The sequence below is a fragment of the Rhizobium sp. P38BS-XIX genome, from assembly GCF_012641435.1.
Lineage (GTDB): Bacteria > Pseudomonadota > Alphaproteobacteria > Rhizobiales > Rhizobiaceae > Rhizobium.
This window is the reverse complement of record NZ_JABAIJ010000006.1, coordinates 255,409-272,900: the sequence shown is the minus strand read 5'-3', so window position 1 is coordinate 272,900 and position 17,492 is coordinate 255,409. Positions and strand designations below refer to the sequence as shown.

The 17,492-nt window shown below is 59.7% G+C and carries 18 protein-coding genes; 13 read left to right on the top strand and 5 right to left on the bottom strand.

Features of this window, described 5'->3' with window-relative positions:
- The first annotated feature begins 80 nt into the window (after nt 1-80).
- Nucleotides 81-1,070: an Ldh family oxidoreductase gene (locus HGP17_RS20790; protein WP_168812353.1), complete on the top strand. Its 990-nt coding sequence runs from the start codon at nt 81-83 to the stop codon at nt 1,068-1,070.
- A 64-nt stretch (nt 1,071-1,134) separates the two neighbouring features.
- Here the strand turns inward: HGP17_RS20790 and HGP17_RS20785 are convergent, their stop codons facing one another.
- From HGP17_RS20785 to HGP17_RS20770, 4 genes are all read right to left on the bottom strand, one after another.
- Nucleotides 1,135-2,460 carry a glucoamylase family protein gene (locus HGP17_RS20785; protein WP_168812352.1) on the bottom strand — a complete coding sequence of 442 codons (1,326 nt, stop codon included), beginning with the start codon at nt 2,458-2,460 and terminating at the stop codon, nt 1,135-1,137.
- A gap of 245 nt (nt 2,461-2,705) precedes the next feature.
- A complete protein-coding gene (locus HGP17_RS20780) occupies nt 2,706-3,269 on the bottom strand; it encodes a TetR/AcrR family transcriptional regulator (RefSeq protein WP_205926058.1) in 564 nt (187 codons plus the stop codon).
- A gap of 1 nt (nt 3,270) precedes the next feature.
- Nucleotides 3,271-3,735, bottom strand: a complete 465-nt coding sequence (locus tag HGP17_RS20775) for a nuclear transport factor 2 family protein (protein ID WP_168812351.1) — start codon at nt 3,733-3,735, stop codon at nt 3,271-3,273.
- 86 nt (nt 3,736-3,821) lie between these two features.
- Nucleotides 3,822-4,685, bottom strand: coding sequence for a DMT family transporter (locus HGP17_RS20770; protein ID WP_168812350.1), 864 nt, complete (start codon nt 4,683-4,685; stop codon nt 3,822-3,824).
- Between the two features lie 107 nt (nt 4,686-4,792).
- On the opposite strand from HGP17_RS20770, the gene HGP17_RS20765 reads away from it, so the two are divergent.
- The 12 genes from HGP17_RS20765 to HGP17_RS20710 all read left to right on the top strand — a co-directional run bounded on the left by HGP17_RS20765 (nt 4,793) and on the right by HGP17_RS20710 (nt 16,497).
- Complete coding sequence (locus HGP17_RS20765; protein ID WP_168812349.1) at nt 4,793-6,202, top strand: PLP-dependent aminotransferase family protein; 1,410 nt, start codon at nt 4,793-4,795, stop codon at nt 6,200-6,202.
- A 163-nt stretch (nt 6,203-6,365) separates the two neighbouring features.
- A complete protein-coding gene (locus HGP17_RS20760; protein ID WP_168812348.1) occupies nt 6,366-7,022 on the top strand; it encodes a response regulator transcription factor in 657 nt (218 codons plus the stop codon).
- Nucleotides 7,019-8,395 (top strand): HAMP domain-containing sensor histidine kinase, encoded by a 1,377-nt coding sequence (locus HGP17_RS20755; protein ID WP_168812347.1) that lies wholly within the window; start codon nt 7,019-7,021, stop codon nt 8,393-8,395. The genes HGP17_RS20760 and HGP17_RS20755 overlap by 4 nt, the downstream gene beginning before the upstream one ends.
- Nucleotides 8,396-8,498: 103 nt before the next feature.
- Entirely contained in the window at nt 8,499-9,182 is a 684-nt protein-coding gene (locus HGP17_RS20750; protein WP_168812346.1) for an MtnX-like HAD-IB family phosphatase, read from the top strand.
- Between the two features lie 20 nt (nt 9,183-9,202).
- Nucleotides 9,203-10,621, top strand: coding sequence for an aminotransferase class III-fold pyridoxal phosphate-dependent enzyme (locus HGP17_RS20745; protein ID WP_168812345.1), 1,419 nt, complete (start codon nt 9,203-9,205; stop codon nt 10,619-10,621).
- Between the two features lie 4 nt (nt 10,622-10,625).
- A complete protein-coding gene (locus tag HGP17_RS20740; RefSeq protein WP_168812344.1) occupies nt 10,626-11,579 on the top strand; it encodes an arginase family protein in 954 nt (317 codons plus the stop codon).
- Nucleotides 11,576-11,929, top strand: coding sequence for an EamA family transporter (locus HGP17_RS20735; RefSeq protein WP_168812343.1), 354 nt, complete (start codon nt 11,576-11,578; stop codon nt 11,927-11,929). Before HGP17_RS20740 ends, HGP17_RS20735 begins: the two co-directional genes overlap by 4 nt.
- Complete coding sequence (locus tag HGP17_RS20730; RefSeq protein WP_168812342.1) at nt 11,926-12,798, top strand: fatty acid desaturase; 873 nt, start codon at nt 11,926-11,928, stop codon at nt 12,796-12,798. The genes HGP17_RS20735 and HGP17_RS20730 overlap by 4 nt, the downstream gene beginning before the upstream one ends.
- On the top strand, nt 12,788-13,603 hold the full coding sequence (locus HGP17_RS20725) for an alpha/beta fold hydrolase (protein ID WP_168812341.1): 816 nt from the start codon (nt 12,788-12,790) through the stop codon (nt 13,601-13,603). The genes HGP17_RS20730 and HGP17_RS20725 overlap by 11 nt, the downstream gene beginning before the upstream one ends.
- Nucleotides 13,584-14,732 (top strand): GNAT family N-acetyltransferase, encoded by a 1,149-nt coding sequence (locus tag HGP17_RS20720; protein WP_168812340.1) that lies wholly within the window; start codon nt 13,584-13,586, stop codon nt 14,730-14,732. The genes HGP17_RS20725 and HGP17_RS20720 overlap by 20 nt, the downstream gene beginning before the upstream one ends.
- Nucleotides 14,732-15,157 (top strand): EamA family transporter, encoded by a 426-nt coding sequence (locus tag HGP17_RS20715; RefSeq protein WP_205926056.1) that lies wholly within the window; start codon nt 14,732-14,734, stop codon nt 15,155-15,157. Before HGP17_RS20720 ends, HGP17_RS20715 begins: the two co-directional genes overlap by 1 nt.
- Nucleotides 15,157-16,497 carry a cyclopropane-fatty-acyl-phospholipid synthase family protein gene (locus HGP17_RS20710; RefSeq protein ID WP_168812339.1) on the top strand — a complete coding sequence of 447 codons (1,341 nt, stop codon included), beginning with the start codon at nt 15,157-15,159 and terminating at the stop codon, nt 16,495-16,497. Before HGP17_RS20715 ends, HGP17_RS20710 begins: the two co-directional genes overlap by 1 nt.
- Here HGP17_RS20710 and HGP17_RS20705 read toward each other — a convergent pair.
- A complete protein-coding gene (locus tag HGP17_RS20705) occupies nt 16,438-17,286 on the bottom strand; it encodes a MipA/OmpV family protein (RefSeq protein WP_168812338.1) in 849 nt (282 codons plus the stop codon). The two genes, HGP17_RS20710 and HGP17_RS20705, sit on opposite strands and share 60 nt — an antisense overlap.
- Nucleotides 17,287-17,492 lie beyond the last annotated feature (206 nt).

Here is a 17,492-nt window from a genome sequence, read left to right as displayed (position 1 = left end):
TTCAATTTTGCTGCATTGCGATAAGGCGGATGTGGGCGTAAAAAGTCCTTATCCGCCTCATCTTTTTCAAGGTCTATCTCATGCACCTGTCGCTCGCCGAAGCCGAAACGCTGGTCGTGGAGGCGCTGCGGCGCAGCAAGGTAAGTGCTGAAAACGCTCGCTCCGTGGCCGTTGCGCTGGTGGCAGCCGAGGCTGCCGGGCAGGGCGGTCACGGCCTGCGGCGCGTACCCGCCTATGCCGGACAAGCCAAGGCCGGCAAGACCGATGGTTTTGCCATGCCGCGGATGAGCCGGCCCTTTCCGGCGGTGCTGCGTATCGATGCCGGCAATGGCTATGCCTATCCGGCGCTCGATCTTGCCGTTTCAGCGCTTCCCGAGATTGCGCGCGAGCAGGGGATCGCGCTTGCCGCCATCAGCCGATCTCACCATGCGGGCGTCATGGGCTTGACGGTGGAGCGCTTTGCCGATCAGGGATTGGTGGCGCTGATGGTCGCCAATGCACCGGCCGCAATGGCCCCCTGGGGCGGCAAGACCCCTGTGTTTGGCACGAACCCGATCGCCTTTGCTGCTCCGCTTCCGGGTGACGAGCCGATCGTGATCGATCTGGCTTTGTCGAAGGTGGCGCGGGGCAAGGTGATGGCCGCCCGGCAGCAGGGCGCCTCCATTCCTGCAGACTGGGCATTCGATCGCGAGGGAAGGCCGACTACGGATGCCGAGGAAGCCTTGGCCGGCACGATGATCCCGGCGGGCGATTCCAAGGGTGCGGCGCTCGCCCTCATGGTGGAAATTCTGGCAGCGGGCCTGACCGGCGCCAACTACGCTTTCGAATCCTCGTCGCTGTTCGATGATAAAGGCGCACCGCCGGCGCTTGGGCATGCGATCATTGCGATCAACCCTTCGGCGACGAGTGCGGCAGATACGGCGCAGCGACTGGCGCTTCTGGCAGACGAAATCACGAGCGATCCGAATGTTCGCCTGCCGGGCCGGCGCGGTCAGAGTTCACGACGGCTTGCGCTTGTGCACGGCATTACCGTCGAAGACGAGGTTATCGCCGCGATCGAGAAGCTTTAGCTCGCACGCATCGGATTGTCCCAGCCCTTGGCAGAGTTTCCGGTGCGATCGGATGATCCTCAGATCAGGCGGTTGCCGCTACGGCTGGTTTCTCGTCGAGCCAACCGCCCGTGAAGCCTGCGCGTTCCAATCCGCGACGAAGCACCGGGGATTGCCGCATCAGGTCCCAGATCATGCCGGTACGGGCATTTTCGATCATCATGACAAGCAGGCCCTGGTCGAGAGCGACCGAACGATCGTCCACCCAGCCTTCCGGGCCGGGTCCCTTGACGCTCGGGTTGAAGCCGCCCGGGAAGCGGCCGTCGAGCAGCAGGTTCGGGTAGTTCGAGAGCAGGGCTTTCGTGCCGTCGAGCGCGGCGTCGCGGTCAAACGGCAGGCAGGAGAGCGGTCCCCAGGGAGCGATGGTGCCGTCGTCGGGTCCGAGCGGTGCGCCGCGCGCGGCATAACCGAAGACCTTCGGCGCATAGCGCAGGCTATGCTTGGTGCCTGTCGGGTTGGGGCCGTCGCAGGCCGAAAGACCCCAGACATCCTTGTTGTAGCCGATAAAGTGGCTCGGATTACGATCCGTATAGTCGCGCTGGACGGCGACGGCCGTCTGCGTGTTGGTGAAATAGTCGACACCCTTGTCGGCCACATGCTTGTCGCGAATGCCGCGGAAATCGATCCAGGCATGCGAAAACAGGTGAATGAACAGCGGCCCGGCGTAGAGGAAGGGCGTTTCCTTGAACATCATCCACGTATAGGTCGATGCGAAGGCGTCGTAACTGGACGATGGGATCGGGTGTGTGGGCGAGGCGAGGCCAAGCACGTAGAGGAAAATCGCCTCGTCATAGCCCTGATAGCGCCAGCGCAGAAAGCCGCTTGCCGGCTTCCAGCCCATGCTGATGGTCTGACCTTTGTTGAGGGCCCAATGCCAATCGCAGCGCTCGTAGAGATATTGCGCCTGCTTGCGCAGGTCCTGTTCGATCTGGCTGGCGCCATCGAAATAGGCTGCCGCCGCCAGTACGCCCATCAGGAACAGGCCGCTGTCGATCGTCGACAGCTCGCTGTTCCAGGCGCGCTTTCCGGTGTCCATGTAGAGGAAGTGATAATAGAAGCCGCGGTGGCCGGTGGCGCCACGTTCGGTGCCCTGCTGACTGTCGGCGAAGAAATCGAGTGCGGTCAACACGCGTTCGGCAGCCTCGGCTCGGCTGATCCATCCGCGCTCGACGGCAACCGGATAGCTCGATAGCGCAAAGCCGACTGCGGCAATGCTGCAATGGCTCGTCTTGATCGAGGTATCGGCCACCAATCCGTTCTCCGGATTGGTATGAAGCATGAAATATTCAAACGCCGAACGTTGCAAACGATCGATCAACGCTTCGTCAGTCTCATTTACCTGCTGCAGCATCTGCCACCCATCTCCACGGCGCTCCCAACCCTTGCTGAACATAGGAGCTCGGATAGTTGCAAATCAAACATGATTAACGATGCCACACTTTTGTGGACGTTTCTTTAATATCAGTGGGTTGTGTCGAATTTTACCCGTGGAACAGGCATGCGGCTCCTGGTTTTCCAGGACGAATTTCTACTGTCACGCTCTGGAAAGTCAGCGAATCACCGAAAAATTAGAACGATTTGCGGGTGCCGGGCACGCTATGCGACGGCTGTCTCCAGTCGTTGCTTCAAGCGTGCCAGTGTTCGGCCAAAGACGGCCTCGTCGCCGAGCGCTCTGGCAAGCGTCAGGGCGCCCTGGATGCCGACCACGGCTTCTTCCGCCAGTGCTTGAGCTTCCGGTTGCGGCTTGCCTGCTCTCGCCAATGCTCCGGATAGCGCCGAGATCCAGCGATGGAAGTAATCGCGGATGGGGCGTGGAAAGCGTTCGCGGGTCTCATCGAGTGCAAAAGCGCCGATCAGGCACACACGGCGGCCGGAGCGGAAATAGCTATCGGTCGTCTCCCACATGCGGGCAATGGCCTCGCGCGGGTCTTCCTCTTCGAGCGGCCTGAACATTTCTGTCACGAACCACGTGTCGATATGCGCCATGATCTCAGCCGCCATCTCTTCCTTGCCGCCTGGAAAGAAGTGATAGACGCTGCCTTTCGACAGTTTGGTACGGGCCGTGATTTCGCTCATCGACGCGCCCTCGTAGCCGAGCTCCCGAAAGACCTCGGCGACAAGAGCGATGGCATCCGGCTTTTCAAAGACGGTTCGCACCATCTCAGAGACCGAGATCCGACAGGCTCGGGTGATCGTCCGGCCGGCGGCCGAGCGGCCAGTGGAATTTCCGGTCTGCTTCCTTGATCGGCATATCGTTGATGGAAGCAAAGCGGCGCTGCATCAGGCCTTCCGCATCGAATTCCCAATTCTCGTTGCCGTAGGAGCGGAACCAGTGGCCGCTGTCGTCACGCCATTCATAGGCGAAGCGCACCGCGATGCGATTGCCGTCGAAGGCCCAGAGTTCCTTGATCAGTCGATAGTCCAGTTCCTTTGCCCACTTGCGCGTCAGGAATTCGACGATCTCCTTGCGTCCACGCGGGAATTCGGCGCGGTTCCGCCATTGGCTGTCTTCGGTATAGACCTTGGAGACACGCTCGGGATCGCGGCTGTTCCAGCCATCTTCGGCCACGCGGACCTTGGCGATTGCGGTTTCCAGGGTGAAAGGCGGAACGAGTGGGGTCGGCATGATGTGCTCCTTCTAAACCGATTGACTATTTATAGACCGATCGGTTTAGAAGGTCAAGCGATGATGTGAGCGCTGAATTAAACGCATCAGCGCGCGAACTTTCGAGCGCCGGCAACGCAGGCGACGACGGCGAAAGTCACGACGATCATGGACCAGCTGACGCTTTCCTTAAGGAGCGCTGCGGCCAGTGCGAAGCCGAAGAAGGGCTGCAGGAATTGCAACTGACCGACGGCTGCGATGCCGCCTTGCGCCAACCCGCGATACCAGAAGACAAAGCCGATCAGCATGCTGAAGAGCGAGACATAGGTCAGGCCAATCCAGGCCGGGCGGCCGATGTTGGCGATGCTATGCGGCATGGTAAGGACGCAGAGCGCGATCGTTACGGGGAGCGAAAGCACGAGTGCCCAGCAGATGACCTGCCAGCCGCCGAGCCGACGCGAGAGAACGGCGCCTTCGGCATAACCAAGGCCGCAGACGATGACGGCGGCGAGCATCAGCAAATCGCCGACCGGCGAGGCGGAGACGCCCTGAGCAAGAGCATAGCCGCTGACCAGTGCGCTGCCGAGCGCGGAGAATATCCAGAAGGCCGGCCTTGGGCGCTCGCCACCGCGCAACACGCCGAAGATGGCGGTTGCCAATGGAAGCAATCCGATGAAGACGATCGAATGGGCCGAGGTGACATGCTTCAGCGCCAGGGCCGTCAGCAAGGGGAAGCCGACGACGCAGCCGAGCGCAACGATGGCAAGCGAGACGACGTCGCTCCGGGCGGGGCGCTTTTCGCGGAAGGCGAGCAGCAGGCCAAGTCCCAGCAGTCCGGCGATGACGGCACGGGCGACCGTCAGAAACAGCGGATCGAAATCCATCACGGCCACGCGCGTTGCTGGTAGCGAGCCGCTGAAGATCACCACGCCCGCCAAACCATAGATCCATCCCGTCGTTGTCTTGTCCATTGCCATGCTCCTTCTTGATGACAGCTGTATCGGAAAGTTCGGCTGGTCAAACCAGAGACAGTGCAGTACAATTTTCGCGAACTGTTATGGTATGAGAGGCAGTACGGATGGATGATCTGTCGACGTTGAACGCCGGTGGGACAACTCGCATCAAGGACGTCATGGCGGCGATTTCCGATCGCATCGCCAGTCGCAGTCTGATGCCGGGGGCGCGCCTTCCCTCTGTGCGCGGCTTCGCAAAGACGATGCAGGTGTCGGTATCCACCGTGGTCGAGGCCTATGAGCGGCTGGCCGCCGAAGGCACGATCCGCTCGCGACCGGGCTCGGGATTCTACGTGTGCGGCCCGCTGCCGCCGCTATCCCTGTCGGAAAGTGGCGCGGCCTCGGATCCCGATGTCGATCCGTTATGGATTGCGCGACAATCGCTCGAGATGGGAGACGACGTGTTGAAGCCCGGTTGCGGCTGGCTTCCGCCGTCCTGGCTGCCGCAACCGGGATTGCGGCGCGCATTGCGAACGCTGGCGCGAGGCGATATGGGCGTGCTTGCCAACTATGGGACGCCGCTCGGCCTTCCGGCCTTGCGGCAGCTGCTGGCAAGGCGCCTCGGTGATCATGGGATCGCAGCGCCGCCCGATCAGATCATGCTGACGGAATCCGGAACGCATGCGATCGATCTTCTCTGCCGCTTCCTGATCGAGCCCGGCGATACCGTTCTGGTGGACGACCCCTGCTACTTCAATTTCCATGCGCTGCTGCGGGCGCATCGTGTCAATGTCGTCGGTGTGCCCTTCACGCCGACGGGGCCTGATATCGAGCGGTTCGCAGAGGCCATCGAGCGGCACAAGCCCCGGCTCTACATCACCAATTCGGCCATCCACAACCCGACTGGCGCGGTGCTCTCGCCAGTGACGGCGCATCGTCTGCTGAAACTGGCCGAGGCTTCCGGCCTCATCATTATCGAGGACGATATCTTCGCCGATTTCGAGGAGGTGGCGGCGCCACGGCTTGCAGCTTTCGACGGGCTTGACCGGGTGATCCACATCGGCAGTTTTTCAAAGACCCTGTCGGCGTCGGTGCGCTGCGGCTTTATTGCCGCGAGGCGCGACTGGATCGACGGTCTGGTCGATCTCAAGGTTGCGAGCAGTTTCAGCTCCGGGCAGCTCTCCGCCGAACTGGTCTATCTGACCCTGAAGGACGGCAGCTACCGCAAGCATGTGGAGGCGCTGCGCCTGCGGCTCGCCAAGACGATGGCGGAGGTATCGGCGCGCCTGGAGGCCATCGGCATCGTGCCGTGGCTGAAGCCGCAAGCGGGAATGTTTCTCTGGTGTCGGTTGCCGGAGGGACTGGATGCCGCCGATGTGGCGCGTGCCTGTCTTGCGGAAGGCATCGTGCTTGCGCCCGGCAATGTCTTCAGTCAGTCCGATACGGCCGGCGGCTTCATGCGTTTCAACGTCGCGCAATCGACCGATCCCCGGATCTTCGATGTGCTCAAGGCATCGATGCGAGCCTTGAGATGAAGCGGCAGGAAGCAGCGAGCGCTTTGATTTTCCGCGGACTTCGAAGAGTGCTATGAGCTGTTCCCCTTGCCAGACGGAAATGATCCGTCATAGCTTTGCCACAAGGTCGCTCCAATTGCTGTCCACATCGGCGACGAAAAATTTCGGCTAAATGAGGTCGACCGTGCGTGTTTTGCTTGTTGAAGACGACAATATTCTCGGCTCATCGCTGAAGAAGGCGCTGGAAAAGCACGCTTATGGCGTCGACTGGATGCGCGATGGCGAGTCCGGTCTGGAAGCTGCCGAGCATTCGCACTTTGCGGCGATTGTGCTGGATATCAACCTGCCGCAGCTGAGCGGCATGGAAGTGCTGCGGCGCATTCGTCAGCGTGGAAATTCCGTGCCGGTGCTGCTGCTCACGGCCATGGATTCTGTGCGCCAGAAGGTCGAGGGCCTCGATGAAGGCGCGGATGATTATCTGGTCAAGCCCTTCGATCTCGATGAGCTGCTGGCGCGCCTGCGAGCGCTGATCCGGCGTCGCGACGGTCGGACCGAAAGCGTTATTCGCTGCGGCGATGTCGAGGTCGATCCATCGGCGATGGTGGCTCGCAAAGGCAGTGCACAGGTGCATACCACGGCCAAGGAGTTCCATCTGCTAAAGCTTCTGATGGAGCGCAGCGGCCGCTACGTGACGAAGAACGACATCGAATATGCGCTCTATGACGCCGACAATACCGTCGAGAGCAATACAATCGAAGTGACCATCTACAATCTGCGCAAGAAGCTTGGTACCGACTTCATCAAGTCGATCCGTGGCGTCGGCTACATGATCGAGCGATGAACAACTCCACGCTCACCCGCAAACTGTTTTTCCGCATCGCGCCCGTGGTCGTGGTGACGATTGTCGTGATTGCCGCCTTTGCCTTCAACAGCGCGACGCGTGAGATCAACAATATCTACGACGCGCAATTGATCGACGATGCGAACGTGATCTGGAGCCTGCTGCGCCGGCCGCTGGAAAAGGCGCCCGACCACGCGGCAAAGCAGATCGACGATATCGACTTCAACATGGACAATCAGCTCGCCTTCAACGAGGACGCGGACGATTACGCCGATGCGCATATGTTCCGCGCCTGGGTCGATGGCAATATCCGCTTCTATAGCAGCACGGCCTTCCTTTCGGACGTGCCGCAGCAGAAGGTGGGCTTTACGACCCTGACCTATGGCGGGGAAGAATGGCGCCTTTATTCGCTGCCGATCCCAAACACGACCATTGTCATCGAGCTGGGCGAAAAAATCGCGCTTCGCGAAACGCTCGTCTCCAACATTCTGCTCAATCTCTTCTTTCCGCTGCTGATGCTGGTGCCGGTCATCGGCTTTCTCATCTGGCTTGGCATCAATAGCGGTCTGCGCACGATCCATGGGGTGGTTCGGCAGATCCGCACCCGGTCGCCGGACGATCTCTCGGCGATCCCCGTCGAGAACCTGCCGCGGGATTTGTTGCCGCTCGGCCGCTCGATCAATCAGCTGCTGGAGAAGCTTGCCCAATCGCTGACGCTTGAGCGACGCTTTTCCGATCTGGCCGCGCATCAGCTGCGCACGCCGCAGGCCGGCGTGAAGCTGTTGCTGCAGATGTTGGGAAAAAGCGATAACGAGTCTGAACGCCAGGCGATCATCACCGATCTCGTCGCCAGCAACAATCACGCCACGCACCTGATCGAGCAGCTGCTGCGGCTGGCGCGCGTCAGTCATCATCCCCTCAATCTGACTTCGGTCACGCTCTATCATCTCGTCGCCTCGGTGCTTGCCGAATTCGGCAACATCATCACCAGCCGGGAGCTCGACGTTGTTCTCGAGGGAGACGAAGCGGTTCAGGTCAAGACGGACGAATCGCTCCTGCGCATGATGGTCACCAATCTCCTCGACAATGCCATCAAGTACACGCCCGTCGGTGGCGAGATCAGGGTTTCGGTTTCAGCGGAAGACGGATCAGGCCAGATTTCGATCAGCGACAGCGGGCCGGGCATTCCTCCTCACGAGCGTGAAGCCGTGTTCCAGCGCTTCTATCGCCTCAATACGCTCCACACCGAAGGTGCGGGGCTGGGGCTTGCCATCGTTGCCGATACAGCGGATCGCCTTTCGGCTGTCGTCGAGCTTTCCACGCCGCGTTGGAGCAAAGGTCTGCAGGTCGACCTGCGATTGTTAGCAAGCTAAAAATCAACGCCGCGTCGTTTTTCATTTTCACTTCATTTTGCCCTCATGCCCGGCTCATCCGAGGTTGTTAAACGCAGCCTTAGACAAGGCGAAAGGGTAATTCATGCAGGTGTTTTGCGATTTTGATGGAACCATATCCATCGAAGACGCGACGGATATGGTGTTGACCCGTTTCGCCGGTTCCGAGTGGGAAGATATCGAACGCTTGTGGAAGCAGGGGCAGATCGGCTCCGGCGAATGCATGCGTCGTCAGATCGCTCTCATCCAGGCGACGAGGGTCGAACTCGACCAGTTTCTCGATACGCTGGCGATCGATAAGGGTTTTGCCGGCTTTCTGTCCTATTGCCGCCGCAACGACCTGCCCGTCACGATCGTCAGCGATGGCGTCGATCATTTCATTCGCCGCATCCTGGCGCGGCATGGAATCGATAGCCTGCCGATCATCGCCAATGTGCTGACGTGCAGCGTCACTCAGGGGCGCGAATCCTATTCGCTGTTTCCGCCCTTCGCCGCAACGGGCTGCCTGTCCGGTGCCGGCGTCTGCAAGTGCCGCGTCGTCGATAACAATGACCTGCGGGTCTACATCGGCGACGGTCGCAGCGATTTCTGCGTGTCCGACAAGGTCGACCTCGTCTTCGCAAAGGCGAAGCTCGTCGATTACTGCGAAGAAAACGGCATTCCCTATGTCGGCTTCGACGATTTTTCCGATCTGCTTCCCAAGATGGAAGCCGTTCTCCCGAGCGTCGAGCGACGCTCCCGTGCACTGCCGCAAGTCAAGACGGCGTGAACCAGACCAAGAGGCATTGAATGAAAACGAATGTAGCCGAAGCCTTCAGCGGCGAGACCGAGTCCGTCCGCTCCGAAGAAGAATTGCGCGCCCTTGAGGAGCTCTATTGCTCCCACGGCGATACGGTTCACTATACGGACAAGCCGAAATTCTTCGAGGAATGCGAGGGATCCTTCGTCTACGATCGGACCGGCACGCCGTTTCTCGATCTGCAGATGTGGTACTCCGCCGTCAATTTCGGCTATCGCAACGAGCGCCTGAACGAAGCTGCGCATCGCCAGCTCGACCGTCTCCCGCAGGTTGCCTCGCAGTATCTGCACCGTGAAAAGGTGGAGCTTGCCGCGATGATCGCCCAGGATGCCGAGCGCAAGTTCGGTCACAAGGGCCGCGTCCACTTCAACGTCGGCGGCTCGCAGGCCGTGGAAGATTCGCTGAAGCTGGTGCGTAACTATACCGGTGGCAAGAGCCTGATGTTCGCCTTCGAAGGCGGTTATCACGGCCGCACGCTCGGCGCGTCTGCCATCACCTCGAGCTATCGTTATCGCCGTCGCTACGGCCATTTCGGCGATCGCGCCCAGTTCGTCGAGTTCCCCTATTACTTCCGCGGCCCGAAGGGCATGTCGAAGGAAGAATACGGACATTATTGCGTCCAGAAGTTCGCACGCCTGTTCGAGAGCGAATATAACGGCGTTTGGGATCCGAAGGCCGGCAAGTCCGAATATGCCGCCTTCTACATCGAGCCGATCCAGGGCACGGGCGGCTATGTCATTCCGCCGATGAACTTCTTCGTCGAACTGAAGAAGGTTCTCGATGATCACGGCATCCTGCTCGTCGTCGACGAAATCCAGATGGGCGTCTACCGCACCGGCAAGCTCTGGTCGATCGAGCACTTCGGCGTTTCGCCGGATGCTCTGATCTTCGGCAAGGCGATCACCAACGGTCTCAACCCGCTTTCCGGCGTCTGGGCCAAGGAAGAAATGATTAATCCGACCGTCTTCCCGCCCGGCTCCACGCACTCGACCTTCGCCAGCAACCCGATGGGCACCGCCGTCGCTCTCGAAGCGATGAAGATGCTCGAGGAAGAAGATTTCGGCGCCGGGATCATGACCAAGGGCGCCTATTTCCTCGACGGTCTGAAGCAGCTGCAGAAGCGCCATGCCATCGTCGGCGAAGTCGATGGCCTCGGCCTCGCGCTCCGCATGGAAATCTGCAAGGACGACAGCTACACGCCCGACAAGGCGACGATGGACTGGATGTGCGACGAAGGCATGAAGGGCGACATGCAGGTCGGCGCCAAGACCTACGGTCTCGTGCTCGACGTCGGCGGCTACCACAAGAACGTCATCACCTTCGCGCCGAACCTGCTCATCACGCATGAAGAGATCGATCTGGCGCTCGCGCTGCTCGATCAGCTTCTGACGCGCGCTGCCCGGAGATAAGCCTGTGCAACTCCTGCTTCTTCATCTCGATGATGCGCTGGAGTTGCAGCCGGATTTCGTGCGCGCCTGCAAGTTCGCCGGCGCGCACCAGTATTTCGACAAGGATGCGGGGCGTGAGGTCCGGCTTTGGGGCAAGCAGAACGCCCTTGCCAATCTCAGCCGCGAAATCGTCAAGAATACACCTGCGACCGGCAAGGATCCGCAGCTCTGCTTCATGGGTTCCGGCGACTTCCATCATATCACGGCATTGCTTCTCGAAGGTGCGCTGGAACGCAATCCCGGTCCCGCCACGCTCATCCATTTCGACAACCACCCGGATTGGGTCACCTTCGACGGCGGCATGCATTGCGGCTCGTGGGTAAACAGCGCCCTTGGCAACTCCAATATCCAGAAGGTCATCACGATCGGCGTCTGCAGCAACGATCTGCGCAGCCCTGAGCGCAAGGGTGCGAACCTTCATTGGCTCGGCGAGGGAAAGCTGGAGCTTTATCCCTACGAGCATCCGCCCAGCAAGGTCCTCGCCGATTATGGCAATGGCGCGAGCTATCGGCAGGAACGGGGCGCGCTGCACTGGAATTCGATTTCGGAAATCGGTGAAGAGAATTTCATCGACAGGATGCTCAGCCGCATTCGCACCGAAGCCGTCTATGTCACGATCGACAAGGATGTGCTGGCCGCGGACGACGCGGTGACGAATTGGGACCAGGGCCGCATGCGGCTTCCCTATCTGCTCGCTCTCATCAGCGAAATCGGCAGCCGTCACCGCATTATCGGCGCCGATGTCATCGGGGATTATTCGACCCCGAGCTATGCTGGCAACCTGCGGACCAAGCTCATGAAGCGAGCCGAAATCCTCATTGATCAGCCGCGCCTTCGCCAAGGTGCCGAGACGACCAGAAACATCAACAGCGCGGCCAATCACGCGCTGCTTGAAGTGCTGGCGGAGTATATGCAATGACTGGTACGCTGACCTTGCCCATGCTCGGGCTCATCCTCTTCTGCATTCTTGCAGAGACTGCCCGCGAAGTCTGCTTCAAGCAGACGGCCAGTGAGGATGCCTTGCTTTCAGCACTGGCAAAGCCTGTGACCTGGATCGGCATATTTTTCTGGGCGATAGAACTCTTTGCCTGGACGGCTGTTCTCGAACACGTCCCGCTCACCATCGCCTTTCCTCTTATGGCGCTCAGCTATGTCGTCATCGTGTTCGCGGGCGCCGTGATCTTCAAGGAAAACATCAACCTACGTCATGCGACGGGCGTGTTCCTCGTGACCGCCGGCGTGGCCTGTGTGGGAGTTACCGGACTATGAAAATCTTTGCGCACACCAGATGGGATGTGGCGCCGGTTCTGGCTGCCGTCGCACATCTCGCATTCGATGTCTATCTGATCGTCGGCTTCGAAAGCCGCCCGTTATGGCTTTCCGTGATCCTCGGCTGCCTTTATGCCGTGTCGATCTCCTGGAACATCAACAGCATCTCGCACAATTTCATTCACACGCCCTATTTCAAGCCGCGTTGGATGAACTACGGTTTCAGCCTGCTGGAATCCGTCGCGATCGGTTTTTCGCAAACCTATTATCACTGGGTGCATATGCGCCATCATTCCGGCAACAGCGACCGGCCGGATGAAAAGGGCGATACGATCGACCTGTTGTCGATCTATCGTCACGGCCATGACGGCCAGCCTGAGAACGTGTGGTCCTACACGTTCATGAGCTTCTTTCGCGACAGCATCGGCGACATTCACAAGGCGATTTCCCGCAACCGCCCGTTCGATGCGGCCTGGGGGCGGTTCGAGCTGTTCTTCTTCCTTGGCCTGGCGGCGCTTGCGCTGATCTATGACTGGAAGGCGGTTCTGTTCTTCGTGCCGTTCTATTATCTCGGCAACTGCCTGTCGTCGCTGAACGGCTATTACGAGCACCTGCACGGCGATCCGGATGAGCCGATCGCCTGGGGCGTTTCCAGCCACAAGTCGTTCTATAACTGGCTCTGGTTCGGCAATGGCTATCATGCCGAGCATCACTATCGGCCGCGGACGCACTGGACGAAGCTGCGCACCCTGCACGAGCAGATCAAGGACGAGCAGGAAAAGAACGGCACGCATGTGATCAGCACCTGCCACGCACTTGGCTTCATGGCCAAGGAAAACCGGCAGTCGGAGCTGTCTCATGAAAGCTGATGAACTGAGCTTCTATATGGAAGGCTCGAACGGCAAGGGCGTCCTGTTGGTCCACGGACTGACGGGGGCGCCGGCCGAAATGAAGCTCGTTGCTCGGCACCTTCATCGCAGGGGTTACAGCATCTACGCGCCGTTGCTGGCCGGCCATGGCGTCGATGTCAAAACCTTGCGCGGCTCCCGCTGGGAAGACTGGCTCGAAAGTGTGGTTGAAGCCTCAGCTCTGCTCGCATCGAGAACGCAGGAAGTCTTTGCAGCCGGCATTTGTGTGGGCGGCAAGCTTGCCATGCTCGCAGCCGAGAAGCAGCCGCGAGCCATCAGTGCGGTTGCCATCTATTCGCCCTGCTTCAGCTATGACGGCTGGGATGTTCCTTTCTACTATCCGTTGCTGGCATCGCAGATCGGCTGGCTCTCCCGCGTTCCGTTCCTCGACCGCCTGAGTTTCAGCGAAACCTCCTCGCTCGGCATCAAGGACGAGCGGATGCGCCGCCTGATCGAAGGCATGGTGACGGAAGGCGTGCTGGAAAAATTCCCCGGCAAGGGTCTGGTCGAGATGCACCGCCTCGGCAAGACGCTTCGCGGCAAGCTGCCGGATATGCAGACGCCGACGCTGATCCTGCATGCCGAGGACGACGATCTCAGCAGCCCCAAGCACGCCCGCTATATTTCCGATCACATCGGCAGCCCGCATGAGCTGAAATGGATCAAGGACAGCTATCACATGATCCATGTGGATCGACAACATCGCCAGGTGGCTGATTATACCGCAGATTTCTTCGAGGCGCGTCATGTCGCAGCCGCTGCTTAAGCTCGTGCCGAACCCGGTGGAAAGCGCCAAGGCGGAAGTTCATTTCAGCATCCGCGCGATCGGTCGCGATGCGTGGAACGCCTGCTTCCAGGATCAGGTCGAAGATTACGATTGCCTGCTCGCTATCGAGGAGGCCGGGATCGAAGGTTTCGAGTGGCGTTATGTCACCATCGTCGAAAATGGGCGCATCAGCGCGGCTATGCCGGCCTTCATTTGCCTCTATGCGCTGGATACGACGCTGGAGGAAGGGTTGTTGCGCAGGTCCGTGCGCCGGGTACAGGGTTACTTCCCAAATTTCCTGAAGCTGCGCCTTGCCTGCCTGGGGTCGCCTTGCACGGAGACCGGCGCCATCGGTTTTCACCCGGACGTGCCCAAGGAACGCCGCAGCGTCCTGTTTACGGAGCTCCTGTCCTTCTTCGAGCAATTCGCCGCGACCGAGCGTTGCTCGCTGATCGGGCTGAAGGACATTCCGGAACAGGTTTCGGCAGAATTTGGCGCGCCGCTTTCCGAGCGTGGCTATGCCTCGATCGGCGGACTTCCAACGGCCTGGCTCGATATCGATTTCAAGACGATCGACGAATACCTCGCCAAGCTTTCGTCCGGCACCCGCAAGGACATGCGCCGCAAGCTGAAGTCTTTCGAGCAGGTCAAGGTCGAAATCCGCACGGATTTCGGGGAGTTCCTGCCGGAGGTCATGGCGCTCTATCACGATACGCGCAACCGTAGCGACTGGCAGTTCGAAGAGCTGACGCCGGAATATTTCGACGGCATTCTTACCCGTATGAGCGGCCGTTGCTACTGCGCCTTCTACTTCGTGGAAGACAAGCTGCTGGCCGCCAACCTGATCGTCCACGACGACCGGATCGCCATCGACAAGTTCTTCTGCATGGAAGGCGAGAAGGGGCGACCCTACAATCTTTACTTTCTCAGCTGGTTTACCAATCTGCGTTATTGCCTCGATCACGGCATCCGCCGTTACCAGAGCGGCCAGGCCTACTACGAAAACAAGGTGCGCCTCGGCAGCCAGCTGACCGCCAATGCGATGTATTTCCGCCATCGCAACCCTTTCCTTCAGAAACTGCTGCGTCTCGTGTCGCCGTTGTTCTCGACCGATGAGGCAGATGCCTGATGACCATGCGTTTTTCCTGGCTTGCCGTGCCAGTGCTCAACACCCTGTTCCAGTTCTTCATCAAGCTTGGCGCCGAGCAGCTGAGCGATGGCGGCTCCGACGGCTGGTTGTGGCAGGCGGTATCGTCCTACTGGATACTGGCGGCGATCGCGGTCGAGGTCGTCTGCTTCTTCATCTGGATGAATGTGCTCGCACAGCTCGATCTTAGTCGTGCTTTCCCGCTTTCGGGCATCAGCTATGTGCTGATCATTGCGACAGGCTGGTTCGCTTTCGGCGAGCGTGTCGTCGCTCTGCAGGTGGTGGGAAGCGGCCTCATTCTATTGGGCGTCTGGCTGATTGCCGGCGCGAATGTCGAAACGGAAGATCGCGGCGATTGGGACGCGAAACGCGATGGGCTGCCCACCGGCGCCGGCAAGGATCGATGATGTCCAACCTGCAAGCTGAAGATCGCCTCAAGGGCAAGGGCGCCACCGTTTTCTCCGGTCTGGTGGATTGGTGTGTGAAACGCGCACTATCGTCCATCGTGACGCGCGGTGCGCTGACGGTGACGACGGCCGGCGGCCGCGTGTTGACATTCGGCGATGGGAGCGGCGAGCCGGTTCATGTCCGTTTCACTGATGACCGGGCCGAATGGGCTTTCCTCATCGATGCCGATATGCGACTCGGCGAACTCTATATGGACGGCCGTTTCATCGTCGAGAGTGGCACGCTCTACGATTTCGTCGCCATGATGCTGCGCGAGGCGCAAAACAGCAAGCATCCGCTGATTGCCCGCCTGATCGACCAGGCCAGGACCAAGCTGCGGATCTTTCGCCATCGAAATCTGCCCGGGCGCTCGAAGACGAACGTGGCGCATCATTACGATCTGGATGGGCGGCTTTACGAGCTTTTCCTCGATCCCGACCGGCAATATTCCTGCGCCTATTTCGAGCATGCCGATCAATCGCTGGAGGATGCGCAGCTTGCCAAGAAACGGCATCTTGCCGCCAAGCTGCTGATCGAGCCGAACAACAGCATTCTCGACATCGGCTGCGGCTGGGGTGGTCTTGGATTGCATATGGCCGAGCATGCGCCCGGCGGTTATGTGCTCGGTGTCACCCTATCTGAGGAGCAGCATGAATATGCCACCCGGCGCGTCACCGAAAAGGTCGGCGGAACGCCGGCGGAAGTGCAGTTCGCACTGAGGGATTATCGCAGTCTGACGGGCCGTTTCGACAGGATCGTTTCCGTCGGAATGTTCGAGCATGTCGGGCTGGCATCCTATGGCACCTTCTTCCGCAAATGCGCTGAGCTGCTCGAGGATGACGGCATCATGGTGCTCCACACGATCGGCTGCTCTGCAACGCCGGGCTTCACGACGCCGTGGCTCGACAAATACATTTTCCCGGGCGGCTATATTCCGGCACTTTCGGAAATCATTCCGCAGATCGAGGCGGCTGGGCTTGCGGTGACCGATGTCGAGGTGCTGCGGCTTCATTATGCGAAGACGCTCGAACATTGGAGAGAGCGTTTCATGGCGCGCTGGGGCGATGTCTCCAAACTCTATGACGAGCGTTTCTGCCGCATGTGGGAATATTATCTCGCGACCGCCGAGGCTGCTTTCCGCTACGAGGATCTCGTCGTCTTCCAGATTCAGATGAGCAAGCGCAACGATATCATCCCGCTGACACGCAATTACATCGCCGAGAACGAAGCGCTCAGCGCCTCAAAAGTTGATGTTGAAGGATCGGTTGAGCGTAAAGCCGATAATGTTCTGGTTGGGTGAGCCGAAGCGTGCGGTGATGGGGCTGTCGGCCGCATCACCCACCAGACGGTTATATTTCCCGTAAACCTGTACGCTCCACTCGGGCGAGATCGTGTAGGTCGCGGCCAGGGTGAAGCCGACCGTCTTGATGCCGGCGCCGGCGTCAAAGGCGCCGATATGGGCTCTTCTCGCAGCCTGGCTTTCCGAAATGCCGAAGTTGCTGCGCATATAGACCGAGTTCGCCATCGACAGGCGAGGCCCGGCAGACAGAAGCCACTTGTCTCCGACCGGCTGGAACCAGTCCAGCGCGAAATCACCGACCAGGCCGTCGCCGCCCCATAGAGACTGGCGTACTTCCGTTCGAAACCGCAGCTGATTTTCCATCAGCCAATATTGCGCGAAGCCACCGGCATCGAAATTCCAGCGAACCTTGCGCTGGCTCTGCAGCTGCAGATTATTGAGGTCGAAGCGGTCGTCTCTCAGGCCGACTACGGGGCCGATTTCGAGGCCGTGGAAGTCGAAGAGACCATAGTCGAAGTTATCGTCCGGAGCGCTGTATTCCTGCGTCTCGCCGAGCCGATGGAGATCGAAGGACGGCAGGGCGCCGAAGGTATAGTGCTTCGAACCTTCGTAGCTCGGACCATATTCCACGGTGGCGCCAAGCGTGACGACCCAGGTGCTTTTCGATGAGTTTGCGGCGTCTTCCGCTTTTGACGAGGCTGGAAATGCGGCGACAGTCGATGCCGTCAGCAAGCCGGTTCCAGCCAGCGCCAGCAAGCGGGCCGAGAAAGATGCTCCAACACTCAACACTCTGACAACACCCGATCCCTGATCGCCCTTGAGGCACTACTATCACAGCTCAATGCCCCGGAAATAGCAAAAATTCTGCTTGCAAACATTACGCCGGGATGACGGCGGCAGCCTTTTCTACCGGTTGAGGAAAAAGGCCTTCCGGATCGCGCGATTTTCAATGATCGCTGCTCGGGCATGGCTGCTTTATCGGGCTCAATGAACTG

What these genes read in the sequence shown, in the direction of transcription:
- HGP17_RS20790 (WP_168812353.1), top strand. Translation starts at nt 81, where the DNA reads ATGCACCTGTCGCTCGCCGAAGCCGAAACGCTGGTCGTGGAGGCGCTG.
- HGP17_RS20715 (WP_205926056.1), top strand. Translation starts at nt 14,732, where the DNA reads ATGACCATGCGTTTTTCCTGGCTTGCCGTGCCAGTGCTCAACACCCTG.
- HGP17_RS20785 (WP_168812352.1), bottom strand. Translation starts at nt 2,460, where the DNA reads ATGCTGCAGCAGGTAAATGAGACTGACGAAGCGTTGATCGATCGTTTG.
- HGP17_RS20725 (WP_168812341.1), top strand. Translation starts at nt 12,788, where the DNA reads ATGAAAGCTGATGAACTGAGCTTCTATATGGAAGGCTCGAACGGCAAG.
- HGP17_RS20745 (WP_168812345.1), top strand. Translation starts at nt 9,203, where the DNA reads ATGAAAACGAATGTAGCCGAAGCCTTCAGCGGCGAGACCGAGTCCGTC.
- HGP17_RS20720 (WP_168812340.1), top strand. Translation starts at nt 13,584, where the DNA reads ATGTCGCAGCCGCTGCTTAAGCTCGTGCCGAACCCGGTGGAAAGCGCC.
- HGP17_RS20750 (WP_168812346.1), top strand. Translation starts at nt 8,499, where the DNA reads ATGCAGGTGTTTTGCGATTTTGATGGAACCATATCCATCGAAGACGCG.
- HGP17_RS20780 (WP_205926058.1), bottom strand. Translation starts at nt 3,269, where the DNA reads ATGGTGCGAACCGTCTTTGAAAAGCCGGATGCCATCGCTCTTGTCGCC.
- HGP17_RS20730 (WP_168812342.1), top strand. Translation starts at nt 11,926, where the DNA reads ATGAAAATCTTTGCGCACACCAGATGGGATGTGGCGCCGGTTCTGGCT.
- HGP17_RS20775 (WP_168812351.1), bottom strand. Translation starts at nt 3,735, where the DNA reads ATGCCGACCCCACTCGTTCCGCCTTTCACCCTGGAAACCGCAATCGCC.
- HGP17_RS20710 (WP_168812339.1), top strand. Translation starts at nt 15,157, where the DNA reads ATGTCCAACCTGCAAGCTGAAGATCGCCTCAAGGGCAAGGGCGCCACC.
- HGP17_RS20765 (WP_168812349.1), top strand. Translation starts at nt 4,793, where the DNA reads ATGGATGATCTGTCGACGTTGAACGCCGGTGGGACAACTCGCATCAAG.
- HGP17_RS20735 (WP_168812343.1), top strand. Translation starts at nt 11,576, where the DNA reads ATGACTGGTACGCTGACCTTGCCCATGCTCGGGCTCATCCTCTTCTGC.
- HGP17_RS20755 (WP_168812347.1), top strand. Translation starts at nt 7,019, where the DNA reads ATGAACAACTCCACGCTCACCCGCAAACTGTTTTTCCGCATCGCGCCC.
- HGP17_RS20770 (WP_168812350.1), bottom strand. Translation starts at nt 4,685, where the DNA reads ATGGACAAGACAACGACGGGATGGATCTATGGTTTGGCGGGCGTGGTG.